This is a genomic window from Paenibacillus methanolicus (assembly GCF_008124765.1).
GTDB lineage: Bacteria > Bacillota > Bacilli > Paenibacillales > Paenibacillaceae > Paenibacillus_Z > Paenibacillus_Z methanolicus.
The window spans coordinates 130,379-148,976 of sequence record NZ_VNHS01000011.1; the positions used below are offsets into that span (position 1 = coordinate 130,379).

At 63.1% G+C, this 18,598-nt stretch carries 16 protein-coding genes; 3 read left to right on the forward strand and 13 right to left on the reverse strand.

Features of this window, described 5'->3' with window-relative positions:
* Positions 1 to 387 precede the first annotated feature (387 nt).
* The gene (locus BCM02_RS26575; RefSeq protein WP_148932170.1) at positions 388 to 771 is read right to left on the reverse strand and encodes a hypothetical protein; all 384 of its coding nucleotides are present in this window, start codon (positions 769 to 771) and stop codon (positions 388 to 390) included.
* A gap of 264 nt (positions 772 to 1,035) precedes the next feature.
* The gene (locus BCM02_RS26580; RefSeq protein WP_148932377.1) at positions 1,036 to 1,782 is read right to left on the reverse strand and encodes an IclR family transcriptional regulator; all 747 of its coding nucleotides are present in this window, start codon (positions 1,780 to 1,782) and stop codon (positions 1,036 to 1,038) included.
* A 234-nt stretch (positions 1,783 to 2,016) separates the two neighbouring features.
* Between BCM02_RS26580 and BCM02_RS26585 the strand changes: the two genes are divergently transcribed.
* Entirely contained in the window at positions 2,017 to 3,126 is a 1,110-nt protein-coding gene (locus BCM02_RS26585; protein ID WP_148932171.1) for an alpha/beta hydrolase, read from the forward strand.
* Positions 3,127 to 3,276: 150 nt separating this feature from the next.
* On the forward strand, positions 3,277 to 4,530 hold the full coding sequence (locus tag BCM02_RS26590; RefSeq protein ID WP_148932172.1) for a Fe-Mn family superoxide dismutase: 1,254 nt from the start codon (positions 3,277 to 3,279) through the stop codon (positions 4,528 to 4,530).
* A 241-nt stretch (positions 4,531 to 4,771) separates the two neighbouring features.
* On the opposite strand, the gene BCM02_RS26595 is transcribed toward BCM02_RS26590, so the two are convergent.
* Genes BCM02_RS26595 through BCM02_RS26605 form a run of 3 tightly spaced genes read right to left on the reverse strand, consistent with a single transcriptional unit; the run spans position 4,772 to position 7,676 of the window.
* On the reverse strand, positions 4,772 to 5,623 hold the full coding sequence (locus BCM02_RS26595) for an ABC transporter ATP-binding protein (RefSeq protein ID WP_148932173.1): 852 nt from the start codon (positions 5,621 to 5,623) through the stop codon (positions 4,772 to 4,774).
* A gap of 20 nt (positions 5,624 to 5,643) precedes the next feature.
* Positions 5,644 to 6,684 carry a FecCD family ABC transporter permease gene (locus BCM02_RS26600; protein ID WP_148932174.1) on the reverse strand — a complete coding sequence of 347 codons (1,041 nt, stop codon included), beginning with the start codon at positions 6,682 to 6,684 and terminating at the stop codon, positions 5,644 to 5,646.
* 2 nt (positions 6,685 to 6,686) lie between these two features.
* Positions 6,687 to 7,676 (reverse strand): FecCD family ABC transporter permease, encoded by a 990-nt coding sequence (locus BCM02_RS26605; RefSeq protein ID WP_425466207.1) that lies wholly within the window; start codon positions 7,674 to 7,676, stop codon positions 6,687 to 6,689.
* A 205-nt stretch (positions 7,677 to 7,881) separates the two neighbouring features.
* Here BCM02_RS26605 and BCM02_RS26610 point away from each other — a divergent pair, with 205 nt between their 5' ends.
* Positions 7,882 to 8,946, forward strand: coding sequence for an ABC transporter substrate-binding protein (locus tag BCM02_RS26610; protein ID WP_148932175.1), 1,065 nt, complete (start codon positions 7,882 to 7,884; stop codon positions 8,944 to 8,946).
* A 292-nt stretch (positions 8,947 to 9,238) separates the two neighbouring features.
* Here the strand turns inward: BCM02_RS26610 and BCM02_RS26615 are convergent, their stop codons facing one another.
* Genes BCM02_RS26615 through BCM02_RS26655 form a run of 8 tightly spaced genes read right to left on the reverse strand, consistent with a single transcriptional unit; the run spans position 9,239 to position 18,598 of the window.
* Positions 9,239 to 10,120, reverse strand: a complete 882-nt coding sequence (locus tag BCM02_RS26615) for a sugar phosphate isomerase/epimerase family protein (RefSeq protein WP_148932176.1) — start codon at positions 10,118 to 10,120, stop codon at positions 9,239 to 9,241.
* Positions 10,117 to 11,127 (reverse strand): DUF6005 family protein, encoded by a 1,011-nt coding sequence (locus tag BCM02_RS26620; protein ID WP_148932177.1) that lies wholly within the window; start codon positions 11,125 to 11,127, stop codon positions 10,117 to 10,119. Before BCM02_RS26620 ends, BCM02_RS26615 begins: the two co-directional genes overlap by 4 nt.
* Positions 11,124 to 11,405, reverse strand: coding sequence for a phosphopantetheine-binding protein (locus BCM02_RS26625; protein WP_148932178.1), 282 nt, complete (start codon positions 11,403 to 11,405; stop codon positions 11,124 to 11,126). Before BCM02_RS26625 ends, BCM02_RS26620 begins: the two co-directional genes overlap by 4 nt.
* Positions 11,389 to 12,720, reverse strand: coding sequence for an AMP-binding protein (locus BCM02_RS26630; protein ID WP_246183572.1), 1,332 nt, complete (start codon positions 12,718 to 12,720; stop codon positions 11,389 to 11,391). The genes BCM02_RS26625 and BCM02_RS26630 overlap by 17 nt, the downstream gene beginning before the upstream one ends.
* Positions 12,721 to 12,761: 41 nt before the next feature.
* Positions 12,762 to 14,627 (reverse strand): IucA/IucC family protein, encoded by a 1,866-nt coding sequence (locus BCM02_RS26635; RefSeq protein ID WP_148932179.1) that lies wholly within the window; start codon positions 14,625 to 14,627, stop codon positions 12,762 to 12,764.
* Entirely contained in the window at positions 14,624 to 16,117 is a 1,494-nt protein-coding gene (locus BCM02_RS26640) for a lysine N(6)-hydroxylase/L-ornithine N(5)-oxygenase family protein (RefSeq protein WP_246183573.1), read from the reverse strand. Before BCM02_RS26640 ends, BCM02_RS26635 begins: the two co-directional genes overlap by 4 nt.
* Complete coding sequence (locus BCM02_RS26650; protein WP_148932180.1) at positions 16,114 to 16,758, reverse strand: GNAT family N-acetyltransferase; 645 nt, start codon at positions 16,756 to 16,758, stop codon at positions 16,114 to 16,116. The genes BCM02_RS26640 and BCM02_RS26650 overlap by 4 nt, the downstream gene beginning before the upstream one ends.
* Positions 16,718 to 18,598 (reverse strand): IucA/IucC family protein, encoded by a 1,881-nt coding sequence (locus BCM02_RS26655; RefSeq protein WP_148932181.1) that lies wholly within the window; start codon positions 18,596 to 18,598, stop codon positions 16,718 to 16,720. Before BCM02_RS26655 ends, BCM02_RS26650 begins: the two co-directional genes overlap by 41 nt.

Genomic DNA, 18,598 nt, shown 5'->3' on the forward strand with positions numbered 1-18,598 from the left:
GGCTGCCGAAGTCGCGCGCTCCCCTCCTTTAGCGAATCGGATAACGAGACGATCTCGTTCGCATGCCAAGTATACCGTCCGTATCCAACCCGGGAACATGCCGGAAATTAGCGATTGATACCCGAATTTTTACGAAAGTGACGGGGGCAAAAAGAAAAAACATGCGCCTGCACAAGCATTTCCAGACCTCAAGAAGCGTCGAGAATGGTGTGCTAACGCATGTTTGGTCGGCGATTTCATGCCCTGTCCGGCTGAAAATGCGGCTGGCAGCTTTCGTAGAGAGCACAGCCGGCCGCCGTTAACGAATGCCGTCTTCGATCCTTGCGGTAGTCGCCGGCCTTGCCAATGTCCCGCCTTCGCGCGTTTATTCATCCTCGCGTTTCCGGCTCAGTACGGATACGATCCGGCGTTGACCAGCTTCATATAGCGGCCCTCCGCCTCGATTTTGGCCGCGATCGCTTCCATCTGGTCGATGCCGTCGATGGCGTACAGTCCCGTGCCTTCGGGCAAAAAGTTGGAGATGACGTCGCCCCGTTTGACCCGCTTCGCTTCATCATCGCTGTATGTCGTCACTTCTCCGAGCTTGTCTCCGACTTCGAGGATCGTTTCACCCTCAATTCCGACTCGTTTATACTTATCGCCCTCCCATATCACGAAAGCCATGCTCCAATCTCCCGACGCTCCGCCCGAGGTCGCTCCCGGACCGCACCCGGTCAAGCTGACTAGCGCAAGCGCGAGCACCAGCGGCAATAATACGATGCGTGTTCTCATCCTATCTCCCCCTTTGCATTCTTTGACGGTCACGGGCAACCATATGTTTCCTTAATTAGTTGTCATTAACCTGGGAGTGCAAAGTGAAACGGCTGGCGACGTCTTGAAGCGGCGACGCGCGTCTCGAAACGTCGAAGCGGATTGGGTTGCGTTCACGGTCATAAGACCGGGAATGCGGCATTTCGCTAGAAACGCTTGTATGCCAACAAAAAAACGTCCGGACCAGGTTGCCCTGATTCGAACGTTCTTCTCATCCGATCCTCATTAGCGGAGCAGCGCGCCGATCCGTCTGGCCGCCTCCATGATCGCCGGGACGTATTCGCCCATGGCGTCCATCGTCAGCCGGTTCGACGGTCCCGATACGGACAGCGCGGCGATCAGGATGCCTGCCCGGTTGTACACCGGCGCGGCCACGGCCGCGGCGCCGGCTTCCCGTTCCTCGAAGCTCGTCGCATAGCCGCTGGCGCGAATTTCCGACATCATGCGACGGAACTGGTTCCGATCGATCGATTCCGGCCATGTCGATTCCCGCAATAGCTCCTCTCGTTTGCCGGGACTCTCGAAGGCGATCAGCACTTTGCTGGACGCGCCCACGTACAGCGGCAAGCGGGCCCCGACGGGAGCAACCCTTCTCACGGCCTGGTTGCTCTGGACCGCCTGAATGCGTATCCGCTCGCCTCCGTCCCGGATATAGAGACTGACCGTCTCCCCCAGCGTATCCCGCAGCCGCTCCATCTCAGGCAGGCTGATAATACCCGGATCGTCCGTCTGCGGCATGTTCGCGGACAGCTCCCATACCCGCAGGCCGAGCCGGTAGCGCTCCGTCAGCCGGTCGCGGGAGACGAATCCTTTATCCTCAAGCGTGGCGAGCATCCGGTGTACCGTGCTTTTGTGCAAACCCGTCTGTTCGGCCAGCTCGCCCATCGCCCACTCGCTTCGAATCGTAAAACAGAGCAGCAGATCCAATGCGCGCTCGACGGCGCGAACGTTCGATTTGCCTTCTTCGCTCATGATGCCGCACCACCCTTCATTTTGTTTCACGTAATGAAACTCCGTTACGCCCAGTATATCAAATGAGAACTATTCTCGTAAAGCATTATGACAGCACGCGCGCGAATATTTCAGCTTCGTTACAAGCCGTTAACATTACGTCGACATACATTGACAGGCTTGCGCAGCCCAGCATACGATAGGAGTACAGAACTAGTTTAAGCGCTTACAAGATTGGGTAAAGGGGGAGTCTCCATGAGCACTTCGATCGCACCATTGCTGCCCGCCGGCGGGAGTTTGACTCCCGGTTTGTTTCCGTCCCCCGAGTCTTCGTCCGGGAAGCTCGCTTCCCGTTCGCGCCGCATGCACGCGGCGATCGCGATCTGCTCCGCGCTGATCGCGATGCTGATGTTCGCCGTTCTTGTTTTTCACGGCTACGTCGCGTGGGTCATCGCCCATCCGTACGTCGCGCCGCTCACTTCCAATCCGATGGAGGCCAAAGGTCTCGCGTACCAGGACGTCTCCTTCCCGAGCGCCAGCGGACGCACGACCGTGCACGGCTGGTTCGTTCCGGCCGCGGCCGGAGCCGGGGACGACCCCCAGCTCGCCGGCGCTTCCTCGACCGACCTTGCTCAGACAACGACCCGAACCGTCATTTTCAGCCATGGCTACGGGGCGAACCGGGAAGAAACCTGGGTGCCGATGTATGATTTGGCCGCGCTCCTCCACCGTTTGCATTATAACGTCCTTATGTTCGATTACGGATACGCCTCCTCGGTTGACCGCTCGCCGGCGACCGGAGGCTTCGAAGAATCCCAGCAGCTGCTGGCCGCCGTGAACTACGCCCGCTCCCAAGGCACCGACGAGCTCGTCGTCTGGGGATTCTCGATGGGCGCCGGCACGGCGCTCCAAGCCGCTCTGCAGACGGATCAGATCGACGCCATGATTCTCGACAGCTTGTTCCTTCCGACGCCGGAAGCGCTGTATGGCAACGTTCGGCAGTATTTGGACCTGCCGAAATTCCCGTCGCTGCCGCTCATCCAGTGGATGCTGCCGTTTTTCACCGGAACGAACTTCAACCATATCCCTTCGGGACAGGTGCTCAGCACCTCCTACGAGATGCCGATCTTCGTCATGCACGGTACCGAAGACGTCAAGGCGCCGGTAGCCACGGCCGAGCTGATCGCCGGCACTCAGTCGAACTCGCTCTCCAGAGAGTGGATCGTCGAAGGCGGCAAGCACGAGCTGCTGTTCCAGACCCGGCCCAAAGAATACATCGGGCGCGCAGCGTTGTTCCTCAGCCAAGTCGATGCCGCGTTCAAGACCAAGCAAGCCGAGCAGCTGCTCGCGCAATCCGCCTCCTGATGTCATATCGCGGACAACGACCGAATACGCTGGTTAAAGGATGCATTCGGCACGCCGCAACAAGTACGTTCATCTTAAGCCGTCCGGCTCTCCCGGGCGGCTTTTTCGCATGCGGCGCGAGCCACCTACATAACGAGGAGGACGATACCGTTGCTGTTTGTTTACGGCCCGTACATGCCATTAAGGCTGCTGGAGGAAATCCGCTTCTGGAAGACGCAGGAGGAAGAGCATACCGTCGTCATCCGCGAGATCGCGCCGAACCTGGAGCCGCCCTACGTCGCCCTGCTGCAGGCGTGGGAGCCGGTGTTCGCGCGCACGGCGCAGATGGCCGACAAGCTGCTCGCGGCGCTCGTGCCGCAATCGGCCCATCTGCCTCCGGTCTGCCGGGAGCAGGTCGACGCGCTGCTGCGCGTATCGGCCGAGCAATCCAAGCGCTTCATCGAACAGCTCCACCGGATGATCAAGGAAAGCGCGGCGATCGCATCCAGCCCGGTCGCCGTCACGGTCGTGCACCATATTATCCGGGAATCGGACTATTTCTTGTGCGTGCTGGCGACGCTGGTATCGCCGCGTCCCGACGGGACCGGCGCCGAGACCGCGAACGAAGCGCATGACACGCGGATGCAGCCGGATTCGCGTCCGCCTATCCCGGCATCTTCGGCCGAATCCGCCGCGGCGGCAGAACGCGAAGCTTCGTCGGCGCGGGCTTCTGGCGCATCGCCGAGCGCAGCGTCTAAGGAGGACGATAACGCAGGCCAGCTTCGCGCCCCTGCCGCGCCGGTGCCGATCGGGGAACACAAGCTCCCCCCGCTCCCTTACGCTTACGACGCGCTGGAGCCCCATATCGATGCGGCCACGATGCGCATTCACCATGACAAGCATCATCAAAGCTACGTCGACGGGTTGAACAAAGCCGAGAAAGAGCTCCGGCAAGCGCGGCAAACCGGCGATTTCGCGCTCGTGAAGCATTGGGAGCGCGAGCTCGCTTTTAACGGCGCGGGGCACTATCTGCACACCTTATTCTGGCCGACAATGTCGCCCAAAGGCGGCGGTCAGCCTGCAGGCGAATTGGCCGCTCAGATCACCCGCGACTTCGGCAGCTTCGACGCGTTCAAAAACCAGTTCAGCCAAGCGGCCGAGAAGGTCGAGGGCGGCGGCTGGGCCATTCTCGTCTGGAGTCCGCGCAGCCGCAGACTTGAAATTCTGACCGCCGAGAAGCACCAGAACCTCTCGCAATGGGACGTCGTTCCGGTGCTGCCGCTCGACGTCTGGGAGCATGCCTATTACTTAAAGCATCAGAACAAGCGCGGCGATTACATTAAAAGCTGGTGGAACGTCGTCAATTGGCCGTATGCGAACGATCGGTTCAAGAAAGCGAGCAAGCTGATTTGGGATCCGTATTGAGCCGATAAGATAACGGCCGCGAGAGAATCCGGCGCCCATCAGCCTGAGCGAGCTTAAAGAGCGAGGCATTGCGACTGGCGCCCCGCCCCGTCGAAACGCAATAAAGCCCTCCGTCATCGTAACGGAGGGCTTTCGCTTTCGCTATCGGTTGGCTATGACAAGGTCCTTCGGCATGCGTATTCCGCTTCCCCGTCCGGTGAGCAAAATCGGGCGGCACGGCACCGCTTGGCCCACATTGTTATTAGCGGGCAGCCCCGACCGGTCGCTGCCCGGACGCCCGATCGCCGTCCGTCTTCCGCGCGGCGCGAAGAAGGCCTTTCGCATGAGGCACGATCATCGGCGTCCCGTACAGCGGGTCGGGCATGATCTCGCATTTCAGCTGGAACACCGACTCGATCAGCGCCGCATTCACCACGTCTTCCGGACGCCCCTGCGCCTCCACCTTGCCTCCTCGGATCGCGACGATATGATCGGCATACCGGCAGGCAAGATTAATGTCGTGCAGCACCATGACGATCGTATGCCGATGGCGCTCGTTCATGTCGTAGAGGAGATCCAGAACTTCGATCTGATGCGTCAGGTCCAGGTAGGTCGTCGGCTCGTCGAGCAGAATGACCGGCGTCTCCTGCGCGAGCGTCATCGCGATCCAGGCGCGCTGGCGCTGTCCGCCGGAGAGCGAGTCGACGGAACGATCCGCCAGCTCGCTCATACCGGTCGCGGCCAGCGCGTCCCGCACGGCCGCCTCGTCCTCGGCTGACCACTGCTTCAGCCAGCTTTGGTACGGATAACGCCCCTGCTTGACGAGCTGGAGCACGGTCAGCCCCTCCGGCGCGGTCGGTCCCTGCGGCAAAATCGCGAGCTTCCGCGCCACGTCTTTCGTCGACAAGGCGGCAATGTCGCTGCCCTCGAGAATGACCGAGCCGCGCTGCGGCTTCAGCAGCCGCGCCATCGAACGAAGCAGCGTCGATTTGCCGCAGCCGTTGCTACCGATGAACACCGTGATTTCCCCCTTCGGCAGCGTGAGGTTCAAATCTTCGAATATATAGGCGCCGCCATATGACAGGCCGAGCCCTCTTGCTTCAAGCGTACTCACCCGCGCATCTCCCTTCCGTCTTAGAACCGATTCCGGTTCCGGTACAGCAAATACATGAAGAACGGCGCGCCGATCGCCGCCGTAAGCACGCCGGCCGGCACGTCTCTCGGCACGAAAGCCGTCCGCGCGATCAAATCCGCGGCCAGCAGCAGCAACGCGCCGAGCAGCGCGCTCACCGGCAGCACGCTGCCGAACGAAGAGCCGACCAGCTTGCGCGCCATGTGCGGCGCCATGAGCCCGATGAAGCCGATCGCCCCGCCGATCGCGACCGCCGACCCGGCCAGCGCCACGCTGAGCGCGAGCAGGATCAGACGCTGCCGCTCGACATGCGCCCCCGCGCTGCGGGCGACGTCGTCGCCGAGCGCTTGAATATTCACGTTGCGCGCCTGCAGCCACGTAAGCGGCAGCAGCACCGCCACCCAAGGCAGCAGCGTCATGACGTCTTTATCCCACGAAGCCCCGTAGATGCTGCCCGTCATGAACGTCAGCGACCGATCGGCTAGCTGCAAGGGCCCCGCGATAATGAGCATGTAAGAGACCGACTTGACCGCGGCCGAGACGCCGATGCCGATCAGCACGAGCCGCAACGGGGAAACGCCGTTTTTCCAAGCCAGCGCATAGAGCAGTCCGCTGACGATGAACGCCCCCGCGATCGCCGCGACCGGCATCCAGTGAATCGACATCGTGTCGGTGAAGAAGAAAATGAACAGAACCGCGCCGAACGTCGCGCCTTCCGTCACGCCCGTGACATCCGGCGAAGCGAGCGGATTGCGGATGACGCCTTGCAGAATTGCGCCCGCCACCGCCAGCGAAGCACCGACCAGCACCGCGATGACGACGCGCGGCAGCCGCAGCTTCAGGATGATGACCTCGTCCATCGGCGTGCCTTGGCCGAAAATCGTGCTCAGAACGCGCGCCGGGGAAATATATTGGCTGCCCATGCCCGTGCTCAAGACCATGGCCGCCGCGACCAGCGCCGCCAGCGCCGCGCCGACCCAGATCGTTCGGCGTTCCAGCAGAATGGACATTTTGCCTGCCCGTATCGATTGATGGTTGCTCATGATTAAGTTCGTCTGCCTTTCCGGGCGATATACACGAAGAACGGAACGCCGATGATCGCAGTCATGACCCCGACGGGCACTTCCTTCGGCATCGCGATATACCGCGAGCCGAGGTCTGCGGCCACCAGCAGGATCGCGCCAAGGACGGCGCTATATGGCAGAATCCATCGATGGTCCGTGCCGACCAAATACCGGACGATGTGCGGAATGATAATGCCGACGAACGCGATCGGCCCCGCGACCGCGACCGACGCGCCGGCCAGCAGAATGACCGCCGCCGCCGAGGACAGCTTAATATGGGCAATCCGCTGGCCGAGTCCGCGCGCGACGTCTTCGCCCATGGCCAGCGCGTTCAGATGCCGTCCGAGCAGCAGCGCGATCGCCATGCCCGCGCCCATGTAGGGCCATACCGCCTGAAGCTGCGGAAGCTCGCGCCCCGCGACCGAACCGACGAGCCAGACGAGCACCTGGTCGAACATGCGGCCGTCGGAGAGCATCAGCCCTTGGGTAAGCGAGGCGAAGAAGGCGGCCATCGCCGCGCCCGCGAGCGTGATTTTGACCGGCGTCATGCCGTCGCGGCCGATGCTCCCGAGGAAGAATACAATCCCCCCGCTCACGGTCGCCCCGATGAGCGCGACCCAGGTCGTGGCCTGCAAGCCGGAGACCCCCAGCCAGCCCGAGGCCAGAATAACGAAGAACGCCGCGCCCGAGTTGACGCCGAGCGTACTGGGCGAGGCGATCGGATTGCGCGTCATCACCTGCATGACGGCGCCGGCCACGGCCAGCGACGCGCCGACGGAAGCGGCGATGAGCGCCCGCGGTACCCGGGCCGTCCGGATGATCAGATGCTCCGTGCCGCCGTTATTATGAATGAACGAATCCCATACGGTCCCAAGCGGAATGTCCGTCACGCCGAGCGCGATGCTCGCGATGACCGCGCATGCCAGAATGATCGTGGAACCGATGAGGCCAACCGCTTTGATCACATTCATGCTTTTCCACCTATAGAAGTTAGAGTTGTGCGACAGTAGGAAGCCCGCAAGGTTCATGTAGAATTGTAGTGGAAGGCGCTTACGGGTGTCAACGATTTTGAGAATCGTTCTCATTTTTCCGTTGACACCGGCATAACGGCCAGTTATAGTAGGGTACTGTCTGATAACGATTCTCACACTACCTAACTAGGAGTTGACTTTCACCATGGTAACCACCCCAAAACGCAACCGCACGCTTCTTTTCGCGCTCATGGCGCTTATTCTCGTCGTCGTGCTGGCCGGTTGCGGTTCCAAAAACGACAACGGCGGCACGAACGCGGCGCTCGCGAATAACGCGGCGGCCAATAATACGACCGCAAGCGGCGAGAACGCGGCTAGCGGAGAAGAAACTACGAACGCAGCCGCGGGCAATTCCGAAGCGCGCATCGTCAAGCACGCGATGGGCGAGACGCCGATCACGGGCACGCCGGTAAAAGTCGTCATCCTGACGAACGAAGGCACGGAAGCGCTGCTCGCGCTCGGCGTCAAACCGGTCGGCGCGGTGAAATCGTGGACGGGCTCCCCGTGGTACGATCACATCAAAGCCGAAATGGAAGGCGTCACCGAAGTCGGCGAAGAAAGCCAGCCGAACCTCGAAGTCATCGCGGGCCTGCAGCCGGATCTGATTATCGGCAACAAAATGCGCCAAGAGAAAGTTTACGAGCAGCTGAAGGCGATCGCGCCGACGGTCATGTCCGAGGATCTGCGCGGCGAATGGCAGAATAACTTCAAGCTCTACGCCGAAGCGCTCGGCAAGACGGCGGAAGGCGACGCGCTGCTGGCGACGTTCGATACGCGCATTGCGGACTTCAAGACGAAAGCCGGCGACAAAGTGAACGAGACGGTATCCGTGGTCCGCTTCATGGACGGCAAGACTCGCGTATACCACACGAATACGTTCTCCGGTCTGCTGTTCGGCAAATTGGGGCTCGCCCGCAACGAAATGACGAAGAACGCGAAAGAAGACGCGTTCGTCGACGAAATCACGAAAGAGCGTCTGCCCGAAGCCGACGCGACCCGAATCTTCTACTTCACGTACGAGACGGGCGACGGCAAAGCAAGCCAGACCGAAACCGAATGGACGAACGATCCGCTCTGGAAAGGTCTCGGCGCCGTGAAGAACGGCCAGGCGTACAAAGTTAGCGACGCGATCTGGAACACGGCGGGCGGCATCAAAGCGGCCAACCTGATGCTGGACGAGCTTTACGATATTTACGGCTTGCAAAAATAAACGGCAAAAAGAGCTGCTTCTCCGTCCAATACGGGAAAGCAGCTCTTCTTCTATGGCCCCCCGGCAGCAGCCGAGGGGCTTATTGTCGCTAGCCTTCAGCACGCGCGACTCCCCGCTTGGGAATCCTACGCCCGGTGAGCGTTTGGAGTTTGGTACTTGCTGCTCTTACTCGACGTCCTGCAGCTCGGTACCGGACGTCCTGCGCTCGGTGACCGGCGCTCACCTTTCACGGTGGCGGGCCATCATCCGATTGCCCATCCCCGTTCCCGCTCCGTTCCGGCGCGAGCCCCGTCTAGACGCCCGCGCCGGCTCCGGCTGCCGTCCAATACAGGGTGGGCGCGGCTTCGATGCCGCCCGACGCTTCGATCCAGTTCCGATCCTCTTCCAGCACTCGGAACGGCTCGCCGCCGAACCACTCCAGCGATGCGAACAGGTCCGAATCGCGGATCGCCGCCAAGATCGGAGCGTAATCCAGGACCCCTTGCGAGAGCGGCACCATGCCTTCGCGGCTGCCGCTCGGCGCGTACACCTGATCGGGCGCGAAGACGGTCAGGCGGTCGGCGGCGGCGACGTTTTTCATATGAAAGTGGCCGACCTTCGGCTTGAGCGCCGCATAGGACGTCAGCGGATCGTCGCCCGCCTCCCATAGATGGAGGAAATCGAGGTTGACGCCGAAGTTCGGATGCTCTACCTCCTCCAGCAGCCGCCGCGTCGACGCCAGGTTATCCGATAGCGTGTTCGGATGCGTCTCGGTCAGCAGCTGCAAGCCGTAATCGGCGCAGATGCCGCTAAGCGCGCGCAGTCTGGCCGCGTACGCCTCCCGCTCCCCATCCGCGACGTCCGCGCTCGGCTTCGAGCCCGCGAAAGTGCGGATCCGGTCGGTCCCGTACCAGCGGGCGAGCTGGGCCAGCTGGCGCAACTTTCGCACGGTCGCTTCGAAGCGCGCGTCGTCCGCGATGTCCAGGTAATCGCTCAGCATCGTCACGCGCAGGCCCCGGCTGTGCATGATCGCCAGCTGGCGGCTCGTGCGTTCGCGTTCGCTGCCCGCCAAGGCGACCGCATGCGCGCCCCACAGCTCGATGCCGTCGAACCGCTGACGGCAGGCGAACTCGACCAGACGCTCGAAGGAGACGAGCTGATGGCGGAACGCAATCGTGCAGAAGGAGAGCTTCATCGCGTACCTGCCTCTTCGGCCGGGCGCAAAACCGTCGTTTTCCAGAGCCGGTACTGCCGGTCGATCTCCGCCTTGATCTCGAATTCGATCGCGTCGGCCTGATCCAGATACGCCATGATTTGCGTCAGATGCTCCCGGTTGCCGGTCATCGAACATTTAACGGCTAAATATTGAAGCGAGTTAAACACCTGAATCAGATCCCGGATTTGCTGACACCACGCCTCGTAGTTTTCTTCCGACAGGCCGAGTTGGTCGCGGAAGAACATGAGCGCGTAGTCGTAGCTGTATTTGCGGATGACGATAATGTTGAGCTGCTTGACCGCCGGCAGCAGCATGGAGATGTCGCGGCCGCCCGCCCCCTCCGCCATGCTGATGACGATGTCGCGCAGCCGCGCCGTCAGCTCGTTCGCATCCTTGCGCATCGTCTCCTCGTACAGCGCGGCGATGATCTGCGGGGTCGGCTGCTGGATGCGCGAGGAATCGACGAGATACCCGCCGCCGTCGGCATTGCCCGCGAACGCCTCCATGACCCGCGCTCGGGGCATCACGCCCTCCCAGCGGAAATCCGGATCGAACATGAACCACTCGTCGGGGTTATCCGTCTTGTAGATCATGAGGAAGTGAGGGAACGGCTTCTGCGCGAATTTGTTCTCGCGCTCGGGCATGAGCGACATGTCGATCTGGACGATGACGTGCTGATGCGGGCCCGAATTGTCCACCAGCTCCGTGAACGTCGCCAGATTATCCGCCTTCGGCCGGTCGTAATCGTACCATTCCGTGATCGCGACGCCGAAGAACTTCCGGTACCAATCGATAAAATGGTCATGGCTCGTGCGCGCGGAATAGTACGTAATCGCGCCTTGCTCCGTCACGTCGAAAGCCGAATCCCAGACGCCGAAGTAATAGGGCCGGTGGTCGACGCTTAACCCTTGCGGCGGCTGATCGATCTTGCCGCGGCGCTTGACGATCTCGCACAAGCAGCTAACCAGACAGTGCACCTTGATCATGATCGCGCCGCCTCCTCGGCCGCGGGCGCAAGGCGGCCGATGAAATCGAGCAGCGAGCCGACCGTCGCGAACGCCTTCGCGTCCACTTCCTCCTCCGGCACCCGGAGCCCGAGCGTCGCTTCGATATGGACGATCAACTGCAGCAACGAGATCGAGTCGATCCGCAAATCTTCGTTTATACGCAGCGTATCCTCAAGCGCCTGCGGAAGCCGAAGTTCCAGCTTCTCGCGCATTAGTTCGGCCAACCGGCCGCGCAGCTGTTCACGCGCGTTGTTCATTATGGACTCTCCCTTCTGACTGTTCGATATACCGGCGGCTGATCTTGCCCGTCGGCGTACGCGGCAGCGCCTCGACGAGTTCGATCGCCGACGGCACCTTGTAAGCTGGCAGTCCTTCGCGGCACCAGGCGCGGATATCGTCCGCCAACCCCTGCGCGCTCGTCTGGCTGCCTGCGCCGGACGGCGCCCAGACGGCCTTCGCCCGCACCGTCTCGCCCATGACGGGGTGGACGCCGCGGTAGACGACCGCTTCCTGCACGCCCGGGAACGAAGCGATCCGCTCCTCCACCTCGAGCGGAAACACCTTCAGACCGCCGACGTTAATCACGTCGTCCATGCGCGCGGCGTAGAACAGATGGCCGTCCTGCGCGCTGCCCAAGTCTCCGGTCGCGATTCGGCGGCCGTCCGGCTCTCGGACGACGACGATCTCCGCCGGGTCGGCCATGGACGCGCGGCCCGCGTCGCCTTCCAGCCGCCAATAGCCCAGCAGCTCGCCCAGATCCGAGCCCGATTGCATCGAGCGGGCGACCGAGATGCAGCCAGCCTCCGTGCATCCATACTGCTGCATGACGTGCGCCGAACGCTCGCGCAGCGTCTCGAACAAGGGGCCCGGCAGCGGCGCGCCCGAGCTGATGACGCGGTGGAACCGGCTGCCCGGCGCCATGAGTCCGGTCATGACGTGAAACAGCAGCGGAACGGCGTAAACGAGGTGCTCCGGCGTTTCTTCGATGACCTTGAGCGCGAATTTCGGATTCGCGTTCGTGACGACGCTCGGGACGATCCCGCGACGCATCGCGGCGAGCACTCCGCAGAGTAAGCCGTACGAATGGGACACCGGGGCCAGTACCACCGGCCGGCATCCGGCCGCCTCGCCGAGCGCCGCGTTGTAAGCCTCGATCTCCCGGTCGATGTCCGTCCAAGCGCGGCGAATGAGCTTCGGCCCGCCCGTCGTGCCCGAGCTGTACTGCAGCAGCGACGGCTCATGCAAGCCAAGCTCCTCGCCGCTCGCTCCCGGATCGTGCGCCGTCGGCCGGATCCGCCGCGAATCTTCCAGCGAGCCCCACAGCAGCAGCTCGCAGCCCGCGTTCGCCGCGGCTTGGGATGCCGTCGCGAGCGGCGTGTCCCCATGCATGAGCAGCACGGAGACGTCCGCCGCGCGGAGCGCTTCGACCGCGGCGAGCACGTCGAGCGGGTCCCGCAGACAAACCGCCGCGCCCCTTCCCTGCATCCCGGCCAGCGGTACGAGCGCCCGGATATCGCCCATTCGCGCTTCCAGACCGGCCCGGCCCACTTCCTCCCGATTTATGGTTAACATCCGTTGTTCTCTCCTCTTTCGCGTTTCGCTCGCCATAGTCTCTAAGTGACGCCAGCCCGCGCGCCGTCTCGGATCGCCTGCACCGCCGCATGCAGCGGATTGGACACCTCGTGCATCAGCGTGCCCGGCTCCGCGCGGAACAGCCGCTTCTTCGTCAGCTGCTCCAACCGGGTCGTCTCGGCGAACGGGTCCAACAGCGCGAGCCGCGGACCGAGCTCCGGATGTCGCCGGATGTGGTCGTCCATCGTCTCGGCCGCAAGCGTCCAGAAGCGCGCTTCGGTCAGGACGCCGTGATCGGCGAGCACCATCGCCAGCTCGCCCAGGTTGATGCCGTACAGCGCGCCGAGCAGCAAATACCGGATCGGCGCGGCCTCCCGCTGTTCGAACCAGACGCCCTCGCCGAACGCCGGATGGATCGCCTCGAAATCCGGCGCGTCATCGGCGGACAGCAGCGGGCGGTAAAACATCGCATCCTCGTGGAAATCCTTCAGCGCCACCCGCGACGGCCAGCCGTCCCGGTGGACGAGCGCCATATTCTGCGCGTGGGATTCGAGCCCGATGCCATGCGCCAATGCCAGGTGAGCCACAGGCAGCACGCACCGCTCGAACAGCGCCCGCAGCCAGCGCTCCGCGCCATGCCGCTCCAGCCACGGCGCGATGAAGAGACGGCCCGCGACCGGATCGAAGGCGGATAGCGCGTGGAATGGCGCGCCGCTCTCGCCCGCGCGCAGATAACCCGCGAGGCTGTCGCGCCAGATACAGGCCAGCATGCCTTCGGCCGCGGCGTCCCTGCCGCTTGGCGACGACCCGCCGTCTTTCGCCGCCTTCGGCTCGTAGCCGATACCCGCGAATTCGCGGAGCAGAATGACCTCGGCTTCGTCACGCAAATACGGATCGCGATCGACGGTCCGCTGCAGCCACTCGGAGATCGCCGGCGCGACTTTGGCATAATACGGCTCGATATGCCGGTAAGCCGACGTATTGAGCAGCGTCATCGCCATCTTCACGGACGGCTTCGCCGGACTTGACGCGTTATGCAGCGTCCGGATCGACTGCTGCGGGCGGTACAGATCGCCGCCCGGCCCGAGCGGGATGATCCGCCCGTCGCGCAGCTCCTCCTGCATCCGCGGGATGACGGCGTTGCGCCATTGCCACGGATGAACCGGCAGCAGCGCGACGTCCGCGAGCGCCAGCCCTTTGCCCGCAAGCGTCGCCTCGAAAGCGGCTAACCGCTCCTCGCCAAGCTCCGAACGCCACAGCGCTTCGAACGACTCGCCATCCCCGATGGCGAAAGCGGCGTCCGCCCTGCGAACCGCGATCCACACCGGACGCAGCAGCGGGCCGAACTCCGGACCGTAAGCCAGCTGGTCCTCGGGCGAGAAGCCTATGCGGGATTTGTAGCTCGGATGATACGGATGGCCATCCATCGCCGCCGTCTCCAGCTCGTCGTAGCTTCCTTCCATCGTCTGCTCTGCGCGCAGCCGCTCATATTGGGCGATCGCGTCATGAAGCAGCGTCCGCTCCAGCTCCTCGGCGAACGCGCCCAGCTTCGCCGGATCGGCGCCCGCTCCGGCCGCGACCTCGCGCAGGAATCGCCTTAGGCAGACCGCTTCCCGCTTGCCTTCCCGGGATATGCGCTGCAGCGGCGACGCGTTCAGCCGAACGCGGCCGAACGTCGGACGACGCTCGCCCCTGCAGTTGTACGTGACCGGCATTCCCGCCTCGTCGCGGCCGTGCAAGATGAACAGCGTCTCCTCGCGCAGCTGGATCGACTCCACCGGCGCGATCCGCTCGAAGATGAAGGATTCGAGCAATTGCCGGAAGATCCGCGTCCTTACCTGCGCATAGACCTCCGAGTTCACGGCTTCCGCCAGCCGGAGATCGATTCCCTCCGCGTGTTCCGTCATCCTTCTCCCCTCCCGCTTCCGATACCGAATTGTTGGAAGACGTTGCGCTCCCGGACCGGATAGACGTCCCGGCCTGCCAAGCTATTGATAATGACGCTGCTGCGGTGCGCGCCCAGCCCCAAATCCGGCGCGCCGACGCCGTGCGAATGCAGTTCGCCGTTCTGGACGTAGATTCGCCCGCCGCCTTCCCCGTTCAGCCGCAGCCGGTAATCCGGCTCGACCTCGTAACGGCCTTGGGCATCCCAGCGTACCCGTTCCCGCAGCGGCCCCAGGAAGCTTGGCACCGGGTGAGCGTAGCCGGTCGCCAGAATGACTAGTTCCGTCTCGTGCTCGAACGCGCGGTCCTGCTCCGCATGACGGCAGGTCAAACGGTAGCCCTTTTCCCCGTCGGCCAGCGATTCGATCGCCTGAACGTCGACTTGGGCGAGCAGCCTCACGTCCGGGCTTCCCCCGTCCACGGTCAACTCATAGAGCCGGTCGTAAATATCCGCGATCGTGCCCGCGCTGATCCCCTTGTACAGCAGATGCTGCTTGCTTCGCACCTCGTCCTTCCGCTCCGGCGGGAGATTGTAGAAATACGACGTGTAATCCGGCGAGAAGTGCTCCAGCCCCAGCTTCGAATATTCCATCGGGAAAAAGCCCGGCGACCGGGTCAGCCAGTCGAGCCGATAGCCGCCTTCGGCCTGCCCGTTCAGCAGGTGCAGGAACACCTCGGCCGCGCTCTGGCCGGAGCCGACGACCGTGATCGACCGCGCATGCTTGCACTGCTCCAGCCGCTCGCCGAACTGCGCCGAATGGAACACGTTCCCTTCGGCCAAATGCTGCTTGAACGTCTCCCCGACATGCGGCACGCTGCCGACGCCGAGGGCCAGGTTGCGCGCGTAGTATACGCATAGCTGCCCGTCGCTGCCGACTGCTTCGATGCGGTACAGCTCGCCCGGCGAGATCGGTTCGACACGATGCCCGAAGGCGGCGGGGTCCGCATCCGCGCCGCCCTGATCGATGCCTCCGCCAGCGATCGCCAATGCGGGAATCGAAGCCCGGCTAGCAGCCGAAACATCAGCGTCGCCATGATCGCTCATGCGACCAAGCGCTTCCGCTTCCGATACGCCGCTCACTTGCGTCACCTCGACGCCGAACCGGCATGAAGCGATTCGCTCCGCCGCCCATCGGCAGTACGCGTCGTACTCCTTGCGAGGAATGTGGAACCGCTCGAAGAAGTAGAAGGCGTACAGCCGGCCCTGCTCCTTCAAGTAGTTCAAGAAGCTGTACGGATTCGTCGGGTCGGCCATCGTGACCAGATCGGCCAAGAACGGAACCTGCAGCGTCGTGCCGTCCAACAGCATCCCCGGATGCCAAGAGAACGCCGGCTTGCGGTCCAGGAACAGCGCCTTCACGTCCGGCAGCGGGTCCAGCAGCGCCGCGAGACCGAGATTGAACGGTCCGATGCCGATACCCACGATGTCATAAATCTGCGTCCTCCCGTTCATCGGTTCAACAACTCCTCCGCCCGGTTTCGCGCCGCGATCATAAGGGCGGCCGTTTTGTCCGGCAGCTCGATATGGCGCTGGAACGCATACCCGCATTGTTCGAAAATATGAATCATCTTGGCGTTGCGCGCATCCGGCTCCGCGACAAGGCGGCGGGTCCCGCCTTCGCGAAGCTGCAGCCGCATCATCGCCTGCAAGAGCGGAGCGGCGTACCCTTTGCCCAAATAAGCAGACGGCCCGATCAGCAGATGAATACCCTGATCGCCCGGCTCGGCTTCATAGGCGCCGGCCAACACGTCGCGTTCCGCCCAATACGATTCGAAATAGCTCATCGGCTCGCCGTCCAACATGCCGATGTACAGCGTCTGGTGGGAATCCGCCAGGAACGCCTCCAGATGGGCGCGATACTTGTCGGCCGGAATGGCCAGCTGCCAGAAAGGCACGACATGCGGCTCGCGATGCCACGCATGCAGCCGTTCGAAATCCGCCTCCAACGTCACCTTGCGAAAGCCTATCGTCCGGCCAATGCCGGCATGCCACTCCTCGTAGACCGTCGCGCCCCCGGCGGGTACAGACGGCCGAACCTGCCCATCCGCCTGATTAGACGGTGATTGCGGCAGCTGCGCCTCCTTGCTCGGCATGGTCGGCCACCTCCTTCACGAGCGGGTTCGGCACGATGACGTAGACGGACTGCGTATCGAGCGAGCCGACCAATTCGTCCATGTCGTGCAGACGCGTCAACAGGTTCGCCTTGCACGGCAGCTGCTCGTCATGGAGCAGCGTGGCCAGGAACACCGACGGCTCCCGGTTATCCGGCACGAACGACACGAGCGCGGCGCGCAGCTTGCCGAGCAGCACTCGCTCGTCGATCAGCCCGGCGGCGCCGAAGCCGTTGATCAGCCCGAACATATGGTTGAAGATCAAATAGTAGCGGAATCTCTCGTCGGCGATCGCGTCGTCGCACACCGTCTGGCTCGCTTCCCCGATGCCCGGCAGCTGCTGCGCAAGTAGCGCTTCCGTCGACTTGCAGAAGTAATAGCCTTGGTTATCCCGGTAATAGAACCGCTTCGGATACCCGTCCTCGAGCTGGACGACGCTGTTCTGCTGGTGCGCTTCCAGCGCGATGCCCCACTTCATGTACAGCCGCACCATCGGCTTGAGCGAAATATCGAGATAGCGGTCGAACCAGTCGGCGCTCACCTCTTCGAGCGCGCGCCCTTCGCGCTGCGCGATGCCGCCGATGATCGCGGCCAGCTTCGAGCGCTCGCCCGGCAGCGGATCCTGCACGAGCGCCGCTACCGGCGACGCGCCCCGCGATGCCTGCCAGCGGAACGGGTTATCGCGCAGGACGAGCTCGAAGCCCGATTCGTCCTCGCCGTCCGTCAGGCACAGCGTGATGAACGCCGGATCGGCGATGATATCGAAGCCCTCGTATTCCTCCCGGACGCGGCCGACTTCCGTCTCGAGCAGCCGCTTCACTTCCACGCCCCGCTCCAGCTCCTTGTACTTGTTCACCCGCAGCGAGTTCGTCACCTTGACCGGGATCGACAGCTTATACATGAAGCGCGCATCGTTCCGGTAGACCGTGCGCAGCGACGAGGTCGCCTGATACGGACTGCCCGCCGCGCCCAGGTATTGGAGTTTGCCTTCCGCGATCGCGTGCTGCACGTTCGCCTGCGCCAGCAGCCAATCCGCCTGCAGCGGATGGACGGGCAGCAGCGCCCACTCGTCGGAGGACGCATGCGTATCCAGCCACGCTCTGCTTACCTGCGGATCCCCCCGCAGCTCGGAGAGAATCAGCTCCGCCGCCGGAGCGACGAGCGCCGAACCCTGCACGACCAGCGAACGATGCGCGCGGAAATAATGCAGCTGGAACGCGCCGCCGAGCTCGGGCGAATAAATCGCGTTGTCCGCCTCGGGGATGCCTTGGCGGCTCTTCGGCGTCGGATGAAGCAAATGGCCGAAGACGAGCGCTTGCTCCGCGTCGATGTAATCGGCGTCCGGCCCGTACAGCTTATCGCGGTCGCCAGAACGCGCCAAGACGAATTCCTCGACGTTGCGGCAGCTCTGAATAATGCGCAGCATCAGCTCGTCGGCGTGGCCCGCTTGGCCGAACTCGAGCGCGATCTCCTTCGCCAGCAGCGCGGACAGCGTCACGTAATCCGCCGGATAGGACTCCGCGCCGTCCGCCGCGATCCGGACCGGAAACGCGAACAGATGCCGGGCCGTTGGCGATTTGTATGTTACGCCCGCCTGGATCGTGACCGCTTGACGCGCCAGCCGCAGCGCCAGCATCTCGCGGCGGCCGTCCTCCGCCCGCGTCTTCGCGGCTTCCGCTGCTTGATCCTCAAGCTCCGCCGGGCCGTTGTCGGCCCGTAAGTGGAACTCCCCCTGCCCGGTCTCCCGGATATAACAATTCAGCAGCGTTTGCATCGCGGCGTTGCCAGCCGCTTCTTTCGCTTGCAGCTTCGATAATTTCAT